17 protein-coding genes are annotated in these 15,799 nt (G+C 41.9%); 4 read left to right on the top strand and 13 right to left on the bottom strand.

Annotation, left to right across the window (positions count from 1 at the left end; genetic code table 11):
• Positions 1-13 precede the first annotated feature (13 nt).
• The 4 genes from FA584_RS11825 to dnaG form a co-directional block, all read right to left on the bottom strand.
• Complete coding sequence (locus FA584_RS11825) at positions 14-619, bottom strand: chemotaxis protein CheC (protein WP_167749569.1); 606 nt, start codon at positions 617-619, stop codon at positions 14-16.
• Positions 620-1,000, bottom strand: a complete 381-nt coding sequence (locus FA584_RS11820) for a response regulator (protein WP_228447993.1) — start codon at positions 998-1,000, stop codon at positions 620-622.
• A 61-nt stretch (positions 1,001-1,061) separates the two neighbouring features.
• Positions 1,062-2,045, bottom strand: a complete 984-nt coding sequence (locus FA584_RS11815) for an argininosuccinate synthase domain-containing protein (RefSeq protein WP_167749568.1) — start codon at positions 2,043-2,045, stop codon at positions 1,062-1,064.
• A complete protein-coding gene (dnaG, locus tag FA584_RS11810; protein WP_087439392.1) occupies positions 2,023-3,681 on the bottom strand; it encodes a DNA primase in 1,659 nt (552 codons plus the stop codon). Before dnaG ends, FA584_RS11815 begins: the two co-directional genes overlap by 23 nt.
• A 67-nt stretch (positions 3,682-3,748) precedes the next feature.
• Between dnaG and FA584_RS11805 the strand changes: the two genes are divergently transcribed.
• From FA584_RS11805 to aroC, 4 genes are all read left to right on the top strand, one after another.
• A complete protein-coding gene (locus FA584_RS11805; protein ID WP_087439391.1) occupies positions 3,749-4,795 on the top strand; it encodes a tetratricopeptide repeat protein in 1,047 nt (348 codons plus the stop codon).
• Entirely contained in the window at positions 4,770-5,195 is a 426-nt protein-coding gene (gene rnhA / locus FA584_RS11800; protein WP_087439390.1) for a ribonuclease HI, read from the top strand. Before FA584_RS11805 ends, rnhA begins: the two co-directional genes overlap by 26 nt.
• A 103-nt stretch (positions 5,196-5,298) precedes the next feature.
• A complete protein-coding gene (gene rnc, locus FA584_RS11795) occupies positions 5,299-5,982 on the top strand; it encodes a ribonuclease III (RefSeq protein WP_167749567.1) in 684 nt (227 codons plus the stop codon).
• Positions 5,979-7,061, top strand: a complete 1,083-nt coding sequence (gene aroC, locus FA584_RS11790) for a chorismate synthase (protein ID WP_167749566.1) — start codon at positions 5,979-5,981, stop codon at positions 7,059-7,061. Before rnc ends, aroC begins: the two co-directional genes overlap by 4 nt.
• Before the next feature lie 42 nt (positions 7,062-7,103).
• Here aroC and feoB read toward each other — a convergent pair whose 3' ends face one another.
• From feoB to FA584_RS11745, 9 genes are all read right to left on the bottom strand, one after another.
• Positions 7,104-9,281 carry a ferrous iron transport protein B gene (feoB, locus tag FA584_RS11785; protein WP_167749565.1) on the bottom strand — a complete coding sequence of 726 codons (2,178 nt, stop codon included), beginning with the start codon at positions 9,279-9,281 and terminating at the stop codon, positions 7,104-7,106.
• Positions 9,281-9,505, bottom strand: a complete 225-nt coding sequence (locus tag FA584_RS11780) for a FeoA family protein (protein ID WP_096047854.1) — start codon at positions 9,503-9,505, stop codon at positions 9,281-9,283. Before FA584_RS11780 ends, feoB begins: the two co-directional genes overlap by 1 nt.
• A 141-nt stretch (positions 9,506-9,646) precedes the next feature.
• Positions 9,647-10,144, bottom strand: a complete 498-nt coding sequence (locus tag FA584_RS11775) for a TlpA family protein disulfide reductase (protein WP_167749564.1) — start codon at positions 10,142-10,144, stop codon at positions 9,647-9,649.
• Positions 10,144-10,629, bottom strand: a complete 486-nt coding sequence (locus FA584_RS11770; protein ID WP_167749563.1) for a peroxiredoxin family protein — start codon at positions 10,627-10,629, stop codon at positions 10,144-10,146. The genes FA584_RS11775 and FA584_RS11770 overlap by 1 nt, the downstream gene beginning before the upstream one ends.
• Complete coding sequence (locus FA584_RS11765; RefSeq protein ID WP_167749562.1) at positions 10,622-11,284, bottom strand: ABC transporter ATP-binding protein; 663 nt, start codon at positions 11,282-11,284, stop codon at positions 10,622-10,624. The genes FA584_RS11770 and FA584_RS11765 overlap by 8 nt, the downstream gene beginning before the upstream one ends.
• 6 nt (positions 11,285-11,290) lie before the next feature.
• Positions 11,291-12,454, bottom strand: coding sequence for an ABC transporter permease (locus tag FA584_RS11760; protein WP_167749561.1), 1,164 nt, complete (start codon positions 12,452-12,454; stop codon positions 11,291-11,293).
• Positions 12,441-13,718 (bottom strand): ABC transporter permease, encoded by a 1,278-nt coding sequence (locus FA584_RS11755; protein ID WP_167749560.1) that lies wholly within the window; start codon positions 13,716-13,718, stop codon positions 12,441-12,443. The genes FA584_RS11760 and FA584_RS11755 overlap by 14 nt, the downstream gene beginning before the upstream one ends.
• Complete coding sequence (locus tag FA584_RS11750) at positions 13,715-15,127, bottom strand: Fe-S-containing protein (protein ID WP_167749559.1); 1,413 nt, start codon at positions 15,125-15,127, stop codon at positions 13,715-13,717. Before FA584_RS11750 ends, FA584_RS11755 begins: the two co-directional genes overlap by 4 nt.
• 111 nt (positions 15,128-15,238) lie before the next feature.
• Complete coding sequence (locus FA584_RS11745) at positions 15,239-15,772, bottom strand: iron transporter (RefSeq protein WP_041959187.1); 534 nt, start codon at positions 15,770-15,772, stop codon at positions 15,239-15,241.
• Positions 15,773-15,799 lie beyond the last annotated feature (27 nt).

Below are 15,799 nucleotides of genomic sequence, written 5' to 3'. Positions count from 1 at the left end.
TTTTCGCAGTTTATCATTGTTCTAGCTTATCTATGGTGCATTTTAGTTGCTCTAACATTTCGTTGTTAAGAAGGATAAACATATGCCCTAAGATATTTTCTTTTTCAATATCCAAGGCTGTTTTGATAACAATAACATTGTCATACCCCTCAATCTTGTCATATTTGTCCATTTCTGAGATGTCGCGTTTTTCAATGGATGGAACTTTAAAGATGGTTTCGCCATGAATAATTTCACAGAATTTACCAATGCATGCAGATGTGATAATGTTAGTAAGTTCCATAATAGATGATTTAATATCGCTTTCATCACTGATCTCTTGTTTGAGTAAAAGGCTACAAAATACTTTGGCTGAATAGTTATTGAAAACAAAGAGAACTTCACCATTAAAAGAGCCTAAAAAGCGCTGTTTTGTGAGATAAAATTCAGAGTCATTGTCCAATACTTCAATAATTTTATCATCTAAGTATTGGATGTCAATGCTAGAAATTTCAGGGATATGAAGTTTAGCACGGTTATCCAACATGTCACCAATCAAAGAGGCAGAAAGCCCAAAAGAGACGTTGATGAGTTCTTTTAAAATATCTTCTTGTTGCGGATTAAAGGACGATTTTGTCATTTAAAATACCAACTTTAGTAATGTTGTACGAAATTCTTCTTCATCAATCGGTTTAGAAATAATGGCAGAAGCACCTAAGTTCAAAATTCTTTCTTTGGTACTTTTTTGGCGATCTGCTGAGACCATGACCACAAGTGCATCGGCGTTGATCTCCTTGATATGTTTTAACGCTTCAAAACCATCTATTCCGGGCATTGTAATATCTAAAAAAACAATATCGGGTTGGTGCTGCTTATACAGCTCAATAGCCTCTTCTCCATTACATCCTTCGATAATTTCAGCACTTTCTACAATTTTCTTTGGAATCATCTCGATGAGCCATTTCCGTGATATTTTTGAATCGTCCACGACTAAAAAAATCATTTTGTTTGATAAGCCCATCTCATAATCCTCATATTGTAATTCTATAAGGCAATATAGTACAAAAATTATCTTTAAAAAACTATATAAGATATTTTTTGGTATCTTCTTTTGTGTTAAACGGTGATGATTGAAAAAGTTTTTCGCCAATGCAAAGCGCATAGTTTTGATCGGGAAACGCTTTGGTAAAAGTTAAAACAATACGACATGCTAGAGCTTCATCCGCACTGGAAGCGTTTTTTGAGAGTAAGGAAGAAGGGGCATTCATCTCTTCTTTTACATGTAAAAGATTAAATTTAGGGTTATTGAGATTATCAATAATATCATTCTCTTTTTCGTTACGCCCCACAACGAGTTTTGAGCCATCTGGCAATCTAAAATGTCTGCCATTTTTAAGCACTTCGATGTCTTCTTTGTCAAACGTTTCGTGCGTTACACAATCACGTAAGCGGATACTAAATTGAACATCGGTCAGTAAACAGCCCCCCGCAGGTGTAGGGTAGTCTTCCCAGCCCCACTCCTTGGCAAGGGAAAGTTGAGCATTTCTCCCTCTGCCATTAAAGCCTAAAAGTTTACTGCGATCGACCCACCCTTCACGCTCCGGCTTTGTCTCTTCCATCACGAGGGCACAGAGTGGACGAAGAATCAAATCTTCATCAATGTCATTCGCAATTTTTTTGACCAATCTTAGTGCATCTTTATTTTGACTCATGGGACGTTGTCCAACGACTTCACCTGTGGCAATAAACGAAGCCCCATAACGAGGTAGGAGTGCCTTGGCGACTGTAAACATAAATCCATGACAGTCAATGCATGGGTTGAACTGTTTACCATAGCCGTATTTCGGGCTAAAAAGAATTTTTTGGAGGTATTCATCGCGTACATCGATGACTTCCAGTGTTGCACCAGCGATGCTAGCACGTCTTTTAAGTGTATCGTAGTTGTCTTCTTTGACGCCAAAACCAATGTTGATATGCAGAGCAATCACTTCAATGCCCTGATTTGTTAAAAGTTTCATTGCGAGCATGCTATCAAGCCCGCCGCTATAGAGTACTAATGCTTTCATACGGAACCAATTCACCTTGTTTTAATTTCATCATTTTTTCTTGTATTTTACGGATTAAAAACTGTTTTTTATCGTAGCTGAGTTCTTTCGCCATTCTGATTTCTTGGAATTTTTCGTTGTAGTAGTGATACAAAAATGCGACCATTGAAGCGATCAGAGATTTTTCATCGTACACCTTGATGTCTTCCCACAACATAATACGTCTTAGTTTCGGATGTTCAAATTGATTGTCCAAAAGTAGTGAAAACTCTTCATGGTGGGTTTTGAACATAGAACTATCGATGGTATCCAGCACCGTGTCAATCAGACTAGGTTCGCTCAAAATGGTTTTGATGATGGTAAGCTCTAACATATCCTCAAAGGCACGCTCTTTTTTATCGAGTCTTTGAGGCTTGTGACTTTGAATTTTTACCAAATTGTGATGAAGCCCCAATTTTTCAGAAAGCATCCCTGTATAGCTCTCTTGAACAGCTTGTGGGAGCGTTTTAAGATAGCTCATCGCTTCGGTTAATGCTTGTTGTTTGGCTAAAGGGTCTTTGAGGTTGTACTTTTTAACCATACGTTCTAATGCAAATTCAATGAAGGGTTGAGGGGTACGGAAAAGATGGTTGAGCGCATCCATTAGGCCATTTTGTACCATATCAGCAGGATCCATACCATTGCCAAAGAGCACAACGCCACCTTTGATACCATGGGCACTTAGCAAAAAAGAGGCTTTGAGTGCTGCGTTAATCCCTGCATCATCACCATCGTACGCCACAATGACTTCGGGATCACCTCGCATAATAAGCGGAATATGTTCGTTTGTAAGTGCCGTTCCAAGCGTAGCAACCGCATGGGTAAAGCCTGCTTGATGCAACATAATGACATCCAGATAACCTTCCGTAATGATGATGGTTTTTTGTTTGTAAATGCTCTCTTTGGCGAGCTGATAGCCATACAGCAGTTGTGACTTATTAAAGTGTTTGGTTTGGGGCGAATTTACATATTTGGCGGGATGGTTTGAAAGGGTGCGTCCTCCAAAACCAACAAGTCTGTTACTGGGTGAATAGATGGGAAAGGTGATTCGCTCGATAAAACGGGCATACGGCTGATTGTTTTCTCCAATGCCGGCTACTCCATATTCCATCCCTTCACTCATGGCATACCCTCTTGAACTTAAAAAATCCAACGTAGCAAAAGAAGCGGGTGCATAACCGATTTCAAATTTTTCAACAGAGGCTTCGGAAATGCCTCTCTTGATGAGATACTCTTTGGCAAAAAGAGTCTTATCTAGCTGTTTGACGTAGAAAAGATTCAAGTTCTCCATAAGTTTGCGATCTTCTTTTTTGATTCCATCCGTTGTGGTATAGGAGAGCGAAAAATTAACCATGTTGGCGAGTTTTTCGATAGTTTCAGGGTAGGAGAGCTTTTCGTATTCCATCACAAATTTGATGCTGTCTCCTCCTGCGCCACAGGCAAAACAGTGGTAAATTTGTTTTGAAGGACTCACGACAAGGCTAGGGCTGGTGTCGTTGTGAAAGGGGCAGACGCACTTGTAGTTTGCACCATTTTTCTTCAGCTCCAAGTAGGAGCCTACGACGTCGACAATATCAAGACGTTGTTTGAGATTCTCTATGGATGTTTTATCTATCATGGTTAAATTATAGCAAGTTTGGTATAATAGAATTCTGTTTCAAACTTCACATGCGAAGGTTTATATCTTGGATAATTTTTTTATAGCGTATCGTGATCCGCTGTTTGGTGTCATTATCTTGTTTGCGATTGTGTTTGTGATCTCTTTCTCCAACTATTGGTGGGGTGTTTTTAAGAACAAAGAAGAGAAGCAGAGCATCGATAAATTTGTTAAAAAATTTGAAATTGTCACCGATGAAAACGAGTATAAAAAGCTTTTAGAAGATGCTTCTATTCCTTTGGAATCTTTAGCGTTGCTGGCGCATGCTTATGCCAAAAGTGGCGATTATGAAAAAGCGATCAATATCTATCTTGTGACGTTAAAGCGTGTCAAAGGCAAAGACGAAAAGCAGTACCTTCTTTCAACCCTTGGAAAGACTTATTTTAAAGCAGGCTTTTTGCGACGAAGTTCCGAAGTCTTTTTAGAGTCATTGCGCTTACATCCCCGAAATGCTGAATCCCTCAAATATTTAACCGTAGCCTATGAACAGCTCCAAGAGTATGTTAAAGCCGAAGAGGTTTTGGACTCATTGGAAGAGTTGGGTGCAAAAGTGAGTGTGCAAAGAACGTATCTTAAAGCACTAGAAACGATTAAAGAGAGTCATCTTAAAGAGAGCCAAAAAGTTGAGAAGCTTTTAGAACTTTGCAAGACAGCACCTTTTTTAAAGCGAAGATTGTTTGAATATTTGCAGGAAAATGGCATTAAAATCGAGTCTTCTTTTTTTGAAACACTCTCTTCTTCGGATATGATTGATCTTTTATGGTATGTTGATCCGATGGTGTATGACATTCTTACATGTAAAGATCCATTAGTGCAGCAAATTGCGATGGCACGGGGACTTCGCCCTTATGCAGCGTTAGAAAGCGAAGCACCTTTTGCGATTGATGTTTTAGGAAAACTTCAAAGTATTGGGTATCACAAAGCAAGTCTTGGTTTTGAGTACCTTTGCGCTGAGTGCAAGCAAGTTTTTCCGATCCATTTTTACAGATGCCCTCATTGCCAAAGCATCAATACGGTAACAATTCACACCAGACTTACCAAAGCAGACGATGAAGAAAATATCTCTTTTCTGTGATGGCTCTTCCTTAGGAAATCCTGGGGCTGGGGGCTATTGTGCGATTTTACGTTTTGGTGATGTGGAGCGTGTGGTCAGTGGTGGAATGGCAAATGCCACCAATAATCAGATGGAACTGCTTGCAGTTATTGAAGGCTTAGCAGCCCTTAAAGAACCATGCGATGTAACACTCATTAGCGATTCGAGTTACGTGATTAAAGGCATTAATGAATGGCTTGAAGGCTGGAAACGCAAAGGTTTTGCCAAGGTGAAAAACCCAGAAATGTGGCAGCGTTATGTTGAGGTTTCAAAAATTCATAAAGTGCATGGCATTTGGGTGAGAGGGCATGATGGGCATGCTGAGAACGAGATGTGCGATCGAATCGCTAAAGAAGAAGCAACTAAAATCAAAATAGGTTAAGTAGCTTTTCTGCCTCGCAAGAGGCTAGCTTTAGCGCCCTAGTGGCTAACGTAGCTTTTAGGCTTTGCCTAAATAGCGTTGTAAAAATGACAAAGGAAAGATAATGCAAAAAAAATTAGAGGCGTTACAGAAGCGTTTGGGTTATCAGTTTAAAGATCAAAACCTGATAATCGAGGCACTTACGCATAAAAGTTCTAAACAACCTTACAACAACGAGCGCTTAGAGTTTTTGGGCGACGCAGTGCTTGATCTTATCGTTGGGGAGTACCTTTACCATGAGTTTACACAGGTTGCAGAGGGAGAACTTTCCAAACTTCGCGCTTCCTTGGTGAATGAAAAAAGCTTTGAAAAACTTGCGCGCCTTTTGCATTTAGGAGAATACATCTACATCTCTTTAGCGGAAGAGAACAATAATGGACGTGAAAAACCCTCTTTACTCTCCAATGCGTTTGAAGCCATTCTTGGAGCGCTTTACCTTGAAGCTGGACTTGAAAAAGCCAAAAATTTGGCGATTGCTCTTTTGGAAGAGGCGTACCCTAAAATTGATATGGATGCGATCTTCAGAGATCACAAGACCACCTTGCAAGAACTGACTCAAGCGCATTTTGGGATGACACCAGAGTACCGACTTGTACGCTCTTTTGGACCTGATCATAAGAAAGAGTTTGAAATCGCTGTTTCCGTACGTGGTCGTGACCTCTCCATTGCCAGTGGCAAAAGTAAAAAAGAGGCGCAACAAAAAGCGGCAATGTTAGCATTAGAAATTTTAAAAAAAGAGATCCGATGAGTAGCAATACATTTGGCAAAAAGTTTAGCTTCACAACCTTCGGCGAGTCGCATGGAAAGGCAATCGGTTGTGTCGTCGATGGTGTACCTGCGGGTTTAGAAATTGATGAAGCATTTATCCAACGTGAGCTAGATAGAAGAAAGCCCGGTCAAAATAAATTTGCTACCGCACGCAAAGAAGGCGATACCATCGAAATTTTAAGCGGTGTGTTTGAAGGCAAAAGCACGGGAACTCCCATTGCCATGGTTATTTTTAACGAAAACCAAAAAAGCGGAGATTATGACAGTGTCAAAGACCTTTTTCGCCCAGGACATGCAGACTTTACCTATTTTGCCAAGTATGGTCTTCGAGATTATAGAGGTGGCGGACGCAGTAGTGCCAGGGAAACTGCCGCGCGTGTAGCCGCTGGAGCGATTGCAAAACTGCTTTTAAATACTTTACATGTAAAGGTTCAAAGTGGTATTTGCGCGATTGGGGATATTGAAGCAAAAAGCTATGATTTTGAGCGTGTGGCAAAGAGCGAGATTTATGCCCTCGATAAAAGCGTTGAAGCGGCACAAAAAGCGGCTATCTTAGAAGCTAAAAATGCGCATGATTCCGTGGGTGGTGCGGCTTTGGTGCATGTTGTAGGCGCGCCCGCTGGACTGGGAGAACCAATTTATTATAAACTGGATGCTCTGTTAGCTGAAGCGATGATGGGTATTAACGGCGTTAAAGGGGTTGAAATTGGCGAGGGTTTTCATGCCTCTTCGCTTAAAGGTTCAGAAAATAATGATGCGATCACCAAAGAGGGTTTTGTAACCAACCATAGTGGTGGAATTTTGGGTGGCATGAGCAATGGCGATACCATTACATGTAAAGTTTATTTCAAACCGACACCGTCTATTTTTATCGCACAAGAGACGATTGACACAGAAGGGAACGCGCTTACATGTAATCTCAAAGGGAGGCATGATCCGTGCATCGCGGTGCGAGGCAGTGTGGTTGCTGAATCGATGGCAGCGTTAGTCATTGCTGATCTGCTTCTTTTGAACCTTGGAGCTAAAATAGAGCATCTCAAACACGTTTACAATCGATAAATAATGAGGTGGCTTCCAATGTTGGTAGCCACCTCGTGTCACTTATGCAAGAAGCATTAATCCTTGGTAGGTGATGAAGGCCAGCACCCATGCTGTTGCAAAGGTAAAGATGACCAAATAGACGGTATATTTTGTCTCTTCTGCCTCTTTGGCAAAGACTGCGGTTGCTGCAAGGCACGGTAAGTACACCATGACAAAGACGATAAATGCCATTGCCGATTGGAAGCTAATATTGGCGGTAATGATCGCACGAAGAGAACCATCATCTTCTTTGACACCATCACCTAATGAATACAAAACTCCCAGCGTTGAGACGATGACCTCTTTTGCGGCTAGTCCACTGAACGTTGCGACACTCATTTTCCAGTCAAAGCCCAGTGGTGCAAAAGCAGGCTCAATCGTTCTACCAATCATGCCAAGGTAGGTGTGCTCCATCAATTTCTCACGTTTTTCATTTTCTAAGGCTTTGGTTGCCTCTTCAAGAGAAGTACCTTTATCTTCCTCAACGGTTTTTGTAACCTCTTCAATACTGTTGCTCTGTTCTTCAGTCACGCTTGGTTGTAACGCTTCAATTTTGGTCGTATACTCTTCTTCAATCAGACTATTTTTGGGGTATGAACTGATAAACCAGATAAGCATGGAAGCCATCAAAATAAACGTTCCCGCCTTTTTGATATACATTAGGGATTTTGAATAGACCACAAACCATAAAAGCTTTAAGCTCGGTAAGCGATATTTTGGCATCTCCATAACAAAAGGTTCATCTTCGCCTTTGAACGCACTCACACGAAGAATTTTAGCGGCAATAAGCCCTAAAAGTGCCCCTGTGATGTATATGCCAAACAAGACATTTCCCGCCATATTCTCTTCAAAAAAAGCGCCTGCAAAAAGAACATACACAGGAAGTCGTGCGCCACAACTCATAAACCCAATGATAAACATCGTTAGCAAACGGTCTTTTTTATTTTTCAAAGTACGTGCTGCCATATAGGCAGGAACGGAACATCCAAAGCCCGTTACAAGGGGAACAAAGCTTTTGCCATGAAGCCCAAATTTGTGGAAGAAGCCATCTAGCAAGAAAGCTGCTCTAGACATATACCCAGTGGTCTCAAGTAGTGCAATGCCTAAAAAGAGAATCATAATATTGGGTAAAAACATTACAACACTGCCCACACCTGCGATAATACCATCGGCAATCAGTGACTTCATCGCTTCATTATCAATGGTATTTCCGACAGTCTCTGCTAGCCAGCCAAAACTTGCCTCAATCCAGTCCATTGGAATTCGCCCTAGCGTGAAGGTGAGTTGAAACAGTCCCCACATTAAAAAGATAAAGATTGGAAGCCCTAAAAGTTTATGAATCAAAATCGCATCAATCGTCTGTGTGAGATTTTTGCGTATTACTTTGGTGACATGAAGCACTTCGGCACTCAGCCCTGCACTAAACGCTCCATGTTGACGGTTGATGATCTCTTCGATATCTTCACTTTGAGCGTACATGTAAACATGTCCAAGGGCATTATTGAGAATAGGATGTAGCTCAACATACAGAGGTTGTTCATGCATTAGCGCGTAAATTTCTCTTTTTTGCCATAGAAGTCCCACTGCGATTTGACGGTTGCTAAAATGAGGCGTTGTAAAATGTTTATCCTCTAAAAAACGTACAATCGTTTGGAGTTGTTCTTCGACTTCATCGCTGTAAACCAATTTGGGTGCAATGAACTCATTTTTGGTTACATGTAAAACCTGATTAATCAACATTTCAATGTTCGTTTTGATTTTTGAAGAGACACGCACGCAAGGAACAGAGAGAATTTTGCTCATAGTCTCCGCATCAATGTCAATGCCTTCTTTAATGGCTTCATCGTCCATATTTAAAGCAATGACCATCTTTCTTTGAAGCTCCATCAATTCGGTTGTCAGCATTAAATTGCGTTCTAAGTTGGTAGAATCAACAACGTTTAATATGAGATCGTATTCACCTTTTTGTAAAAAATCTTTGGTGACTTTCTCATCAGCCGAAAAATCTTCAAGAGAATAAAGACCGGGAAGATCAATAAACTCAATCGCGAAATCTTCTGTTTTTAAACGAGCGGTTGCTTTTTCTACCGTAACACCTGCAAAGTTACCGATTTTGAGGTTAGATCCACTCATCGCGTTGGCAAGATGGCTTTTGCCCACATTGGGTTGTCCTACGAGAGCTATGACTATTTTTTGCATTAGGCGACCTCTACTTCGATGAGTTTGGCTTCATCAAAACGCAAAGCAATAGAGCTATAACCCAGTGAAACTTTAATGGTATTTTTTTGAAGGCTTGTTTCGACCACTTCAACCTCTTTGCCAATGCCCAGTCCGAGTGAGAGAAGACGTTTTTTGAGGGTGTTTTGCGCGTGAATGCTTTTAATATGCGCTTTTTGATTTTTGTTGATTTGCGATAAATCCATAAGTATTCCTTTCTTAATCTCATAACATAAGCGATATTATATAAGCTACTTCCTTTTATCTAAATAAAAACGATTATTAAAATTGAATATGAAATGGAGATGCTTTTTTTGCAGCTTTTAATATGAGTTATCGTTGAATAACTAGTTGGGAAGTATCGTTTTAGCGGTTTCTTCGAGAAGAGATTTTGGAACAAGCCCTAAAAAGCGCTTCATCTCCTTGCCATCCTCTGAGAAAAAGGCAAACAGAGGAACACCGTAAACACCGCCCACTGCTTTGCTAAAATATTCACTCGATTGGGGCTCTGAGATCACTTTAAAAGCCACGTTGTACTTTTTTAAAAAGGTGATGTCATCATCGCTGCGTGAACTTCCTCCTAAAATACCGATAACCTCTATTTGACCTTGATACTTCTGCGCCAATTCATTCAGGTAAGGAATTGCCTCTTTGCAGGCGCCACACGTTTTGGTAAAGAAAAAGAGTAGGTAGGGTTTTTCATAGGAGAGCTTTAGACGAGCCTCTTTGGGCGTAAACGTACTTTGAATGGGTTTACTCTCACCAATGACGATGTGATTTTTTTGCGTGAGATTTTCACCACATCCGCTTAGAAATAAGATCAGAATGCAGGCAAAGTAACGCATTAGAGATACTTCATAATGATTTTTTGAGCTTCCTTCCATGGCAGTTCACCATGGATGACCTCTTTTAAAACACCTTGATTGTCAATCAAAAACATAATCGGCACCGAGCGTACATTGTAACGTTTTGCGGTAATATCAATATCATCTTTTAAAAGCGGATAGTGAAATTTTGACTGGGCTTCAAAAGCGGCAATATCTTTGTTTTCATTAAGTGAATTCACCGCAATAATGGCTAATTTATCGGGATATTGCTCTTGTAATTGATCTAACAGTGGCATTGCTTCGGTACACGATGGACATCCCATCATCCAAAAGCGAAGCACAATGACTTTGCCAGCATAATTTGATAGCGTAACAGGATCACCACTGAGTGTTTTAGCCGAGAGTTCAGGTGCCTGTGCATTCATTTTGGCTTTTTGAGGGACTGCTGAGCAGGCATTGAAAAGCAGTGCAAAAAGTAGTAGTGTTAAAACAGATTTATGCATGAGGTATCTCCTCCATTTTGCCATGGCGAAGGTTGATAATGCGATCCGCATAGCGTCCCAATTCTGGGTTATGTGTAATTAAAATGATCGTTTTGCCTTCTTCTCTTAAACGGCAAAAAAGATCGAGGATAACTTTTTCATTTTGTTCATCCAAATTGCCCGTTGGTTCATCGGCAAGGAGAATTTCAGGGTCGTTAATGAGTGAACGAGCGATACACAAGCGTTGTTGTTCACCGCCTGAAAGCTCGGAAGGACGATGCGTTAAACGGTGGGAGAGTCCTACTTTTTCAAGCGCTGCTTTGGCGTCCTCTTCATCCACACTGCTGTGGTAGTACTGCGCAAGCATGACATTTTCAAGCGCACTGAGGTAGGGAATGAGGTGAAATTGTTGAAAGATAAGCCCCACTTTTTCACGTCTGATAACCAGTTTTTGAGCCTCGTCTAAAGAACCCGCATCTATGCCACCTAAGAGGTACTCACCGTTTGAGGGTGCATCCATCAACGAGAGAATGTTCAGAAGCGTTGTTTTTCCAGAACCTGACGGCCCCATGATGCTGATCCACTCGCCTTTGTGTACACAGAGGTTGATGCCCTCTAATGCGATCACGTCGCCAAATTTTTTTTCAATGTTTTTAAGTTCTAATACAGATGTCATAAAGAATTATTCTCCTCTTAAAATAGTAGCCACAGGCAAGTTCAATGAACGCTTGATGGGAAAGTATGCGGCAATGGCTGCAAACAGTAGTGATAAAATGGTCGCAATCGGAATCGATAAAAAGCGAAAATCAATGCCTGAGCCAAAGATAACCGTGCCAAAAAATTGGGATAAAAAAAAGCCTAGAAATGCCCCTAACACCGAAGCAAAAAGTGTCATCAAAAAAGTTTCCGTGCCAAAAAGGGTGGCGACATTGCGCTTCGATGCTCCAAGCGCACGAAGCAAGGCGATCTCTTTGGTGCGTGAAAAGATGATGGAACTCAGTGTGGTATTGACACACATGGAGGTGATGAGTAGTACGGTAAAAGCGACCAATGCCATTAAGAATTTGATCTTATCTAAGATCAGACCCTCTGAGAGTGAGATACGCGCAAGAGGTTTGGCGTTGAAACTGCCTACTTTGGAAAGCTCTAAACTAATCGCATTGATCTGATCAAAATCGCCCAATATGACCGCCTCAACCAGATGGATTTTTCCCGATTTGCCTAAAACTTTTTGTGCCAAAGGCAGGGAGACAAAGAGCAGTCCATCTTCTTTATCGCCACTGGAGACAATTCCTTTGATGCGAATGGTTGTGGAAAAGCCACTCTGCTCATTGACTAAGTTGATGCTTGAACCCACTTTGAGTTCCATCTTTTTCGCCAGATCTACACCAATGAGGGCGTTACGTTCATCAAAATCGACGTTGATGTAGGTTCCTTGTACGACCTCTAAAAAAGGTTTAGCCACTTTCATTCCTGCAAAGTCAACACCTGCCATCACGGCATCACCCAGACTTAAACGAACCGTTCCAAAGAGGTAGGGTGAGGCACCTAATAGGGAGCCTTTTGGGATTACATGTAAAGACTTTTCATAATCGCTTTGATCGAAGAAAAGTGATTTTTCAACCGATTGTGGCGTGAAAAGCACATTCGCACCATACGCCTTCAGCTCTTTGCGCATTTTAGAGTCGATGTCCAGATAGGCATTAACAAAAGCACCCGTTACGCACGCCCCTAGCATGATGGAGATAAAAATGATGAGGGTACGATCGTAACTGAAACGAAGGCTTTTAAATACCGAACGAAGTAAAAAAGTACTGCGTGAGGACTGTTTTTTATTTGCGACCATAAAGCACCTCCGCAGGTAAAAGATCGATCACGCCGCGCATGGGGAGCAGTGAGCCCACAAACGCGATGATGAGCGCAAAACTGATCGTAAGGGGTAAAATAATCCATGAAATATCCACCGCATGCCCGAAGATACTAAGCGCTATTAGCATCGAAAGCCCATACCCTACGAGTGCTCCAACAGCTCCAGCGATGAGGGCGACACTCAGTGATTCGGCGATGAAAAGCTCATAGATCGCAAGATTGCTCGCTCCTAGCGCCTTTAAAAGTCCGATCTCCTTTTTACGACGGTGAATCTCCGATGCCATCAATGAAGCGATGCCAATGGACGCCGCAATCAATGCGATGATGCTCACCATTCCCATCAGCGATTGGATTTTTTTCACGACTTTGCTTTCGCCATCACTCACTTTCATCAGTGCCTTTGCCGTAGCACCTTTGTACTCTTCTTCGATTTGGTAGGCAATCGAGCTCACATACGCCGTACAGTACCAATGGTCATACTCTAATGTGTCCAGTTCTGCAGGGTTACGTTTGGCTTTCATCGAGAGGTCATCCTCTGGAACGGTGAGGGCTGAGACTTCCACACGGGATATTTTTTCAGGTTTACCCAGCAGTGTTTGTGCCAGAGCCATGGACATCATGATCTTGCTCTCCGCCTCTTGTGCGCCTTTTAAAATACCCTTTACATGTAAAGATTTACCTGCAAGCATAACCGTGTCGCCAACCGCGATGTGGTGCTCTTTTGCGAGAGTTTCACCGACTAAAATATTTGCTTCCGTATCATCCTCGATCCACGCTCCCTCAACACTCCAAAACGGGTAGAGTGACTTGACGCCAATGCGGTAGTTTGGCTCATCCGCAATGGGGAGATTTTTATCAAAATAAGTGCCTACGATGGCAACAGGTATCGACTCTTTTGACCACGCTACTTTCCCTTCTAAAAAAGGAGCATACGCGGCGATGTTATTGCGCCAAAATACCTCTTTGATTTTGGGAAGTTTGCTCTCATCCAAGTAAGCATCTTCTTGCAAAGGCTTAAAGGTTTTGCCTTCGATCTCCATACTCAGTGCGCCACCTTTGGGCAATACAATGATATTGGAGCCGTAACTGCGAAGTTCAAGTGCGACCTTGTCGCCAATGCCAAGCGTAATGTTGAGCATCGAAGCGACCAACATAGAGGCTAAAAAGATGGTCAAAAAGGCGAGCATCTTTTGAGTTTTATTGCCCCAGAGAGCGCTTTTAAGGAGTTTGTATTCCATCATTTGCTCACATCTCCTAACGCTTGGTAGCCTTGCGCTCTCCAGTGCGATTCACTGGCAGTACCCACGTAGCGTTCAGGATTTTCTTTAAATTTTTCATACGTATCGCTGTTTTCAAAGTAGTAGGTTTTTCCACCAAAAACATACGTTTTAGGAGCTTTGAGGTTAATCAATTTGGCACCACTGACGGGATCACTCACACTTTTTTCCACGATCTCTGAGAAGTAGTTCACCCCTTTGAGAATCGTCTCTAGCTTGATGGTGATCTCTTTACCATCAAATTCATATGGAAAAGGAATAGGGTTGCATCCACCTTCTTTACCAACAGAAGGAATAAAAATACGCACATTGCACGAGATACAAATGAGCTCATCACCTTTTTTGACATAGCCCATATCGCCGCAAATCATGCACGCGTCAAACACGGCAACAGGTGCGTCTTTCTCTTTGTAACGGTTAAGTAGAAAGAAGCGAATCTTATTGCCCTCATCGGTAATGTACGCAAAACGGTGTAGGTCGTTGTCGCGTAACAGCTCCATCGGGATTTTAAATTCACCGTTCACGGGTTCTAAAATCGTAGGTGTCGAAATGGTTGGCGGACGTGAAGCGACAAGATCGTAATAGAGTATAAATGTACTCATCACTAGCACTATAAGGATGTTACATGTAAAGACTTTTTGCAGATGCGCCCTCGTAGCACGAATGCGTCTAGAAGCGATAACACCCACATCTTCTTTACGCTCTTTTTGCGGTTGTTGACGTAGAAAAAGAGCGCTTAAGACAATGATGATGGCAAGGTAAACATAGGTGAAAAACGAAGAGTAGTGCAACACTTTGGCAACGGCTGAGAGAAGCCATGTTGAGGTTGGAAGCACACCTAAACGCATCAAGGCAATGCCAAGTTCCCCGCAAATATCTAATAGCAAAAAGAGGGTGCTCAGGGTAATGGCGGAGTTTCGAACTCTAGGGCTGAGTGTTTCATTGACCTTTGTCATTAACCAGAAAAGTAGTAGGAGCAAACAGGCGCTCAAAATTACAATGCCCAAAGAGACGATGGAAAGCGTGTCTAAAAGCGCACCCTTCAGCAATGGAAAATCACGGCTAAGTGTGCCGTATTCTATACCAAAAGAGATCGCAAGCAGTGCCATGAGCGCCAGTTTAACGCTTTTAAAGGGGAGCAGACACACAGCCCAGCCCAGAAGCAATAAAACGACGATAACACCGTTGGCATAGAGTTTAAGTGTGGTGTCCCAGAGATAGAGATTGGCGAATTCAAAGAGTCCAATACCTATCCAAATACCGATAAAAGAGGCTAAAAAAGAGGTCTTGAGGCTGATGTGTTTGTTCCATAAAGCACTCAAAAGTGTAAAGCCCAGTAATGCTTGCATCACGTGGATAAAATAAATCGACATTGCATCGTGTCCTTCAACAAAAAACTTGCGTCTTTTTTCGTTTACATGTAAAAAAAAGAGACGCAAATTTTGGGCAGAAAAAGAAGAGCACCAAGGCTCTTCTTAGGGTTTTTAGTCTTTAATACCTGTGTATTTAAATTTGTATGTCGTTGTGAACGGTTCAAACCATTTACCAACACCTGATGCTGCATCAGCATGTCTTCCAAAACCTTGTTTTGAAGGATTGTCGATGGTAAATTTCAGTTCGTAGTTACCAACACCCAACATTTTCACGTTTGCACCATAGTGAGGACCATCGGCTGCAACCATTGGCATAAATGTACCTTTTTTACTTTTGCCGGTATCGAGGTTTTTAAGCTCATAACTCACGCTCAAATAAGGAACCCATTCACCTGCTGCAAAACCGTTGGTATTACCTTCCGTTGCACTGATGTCTGCTTCAAGATGCACATCAGCTTGTGAAGGTGCGAGGTCGATACCTTTTGGCTCCATATCGATCGGTTTAAGGTACACAGCGGCTACGGTCATGTGATTCATCACAACCTCTTCACCAATTGGGTACTCTTTCATCTCAGCCTCTGCGGCATGGGCTAACATAACGGCTACGCTCAGCGCTAATACTGATTTTGCCAACATTTTTAACATAGTTCCTCCTTAGAAAATTTAGATCTC

The sequence above is a fragment of the Sulfurospirillum diekertiae genome, assembly GCF_011769985.2.
In the GTDB taxonomy this organism is placed as follows: Bacteria; Campylobacterota; Campylobacteria; order Campylobacterales; family Sulfurospirillaceae; genus Sulfurospirillum; species Sulfurospirillum diekertiae.
The sequence above is the reverse complement of the archived record's forward strand: the minus strand, read 5'-3'. Positions and strand labels throughout refer to the sequence as shown.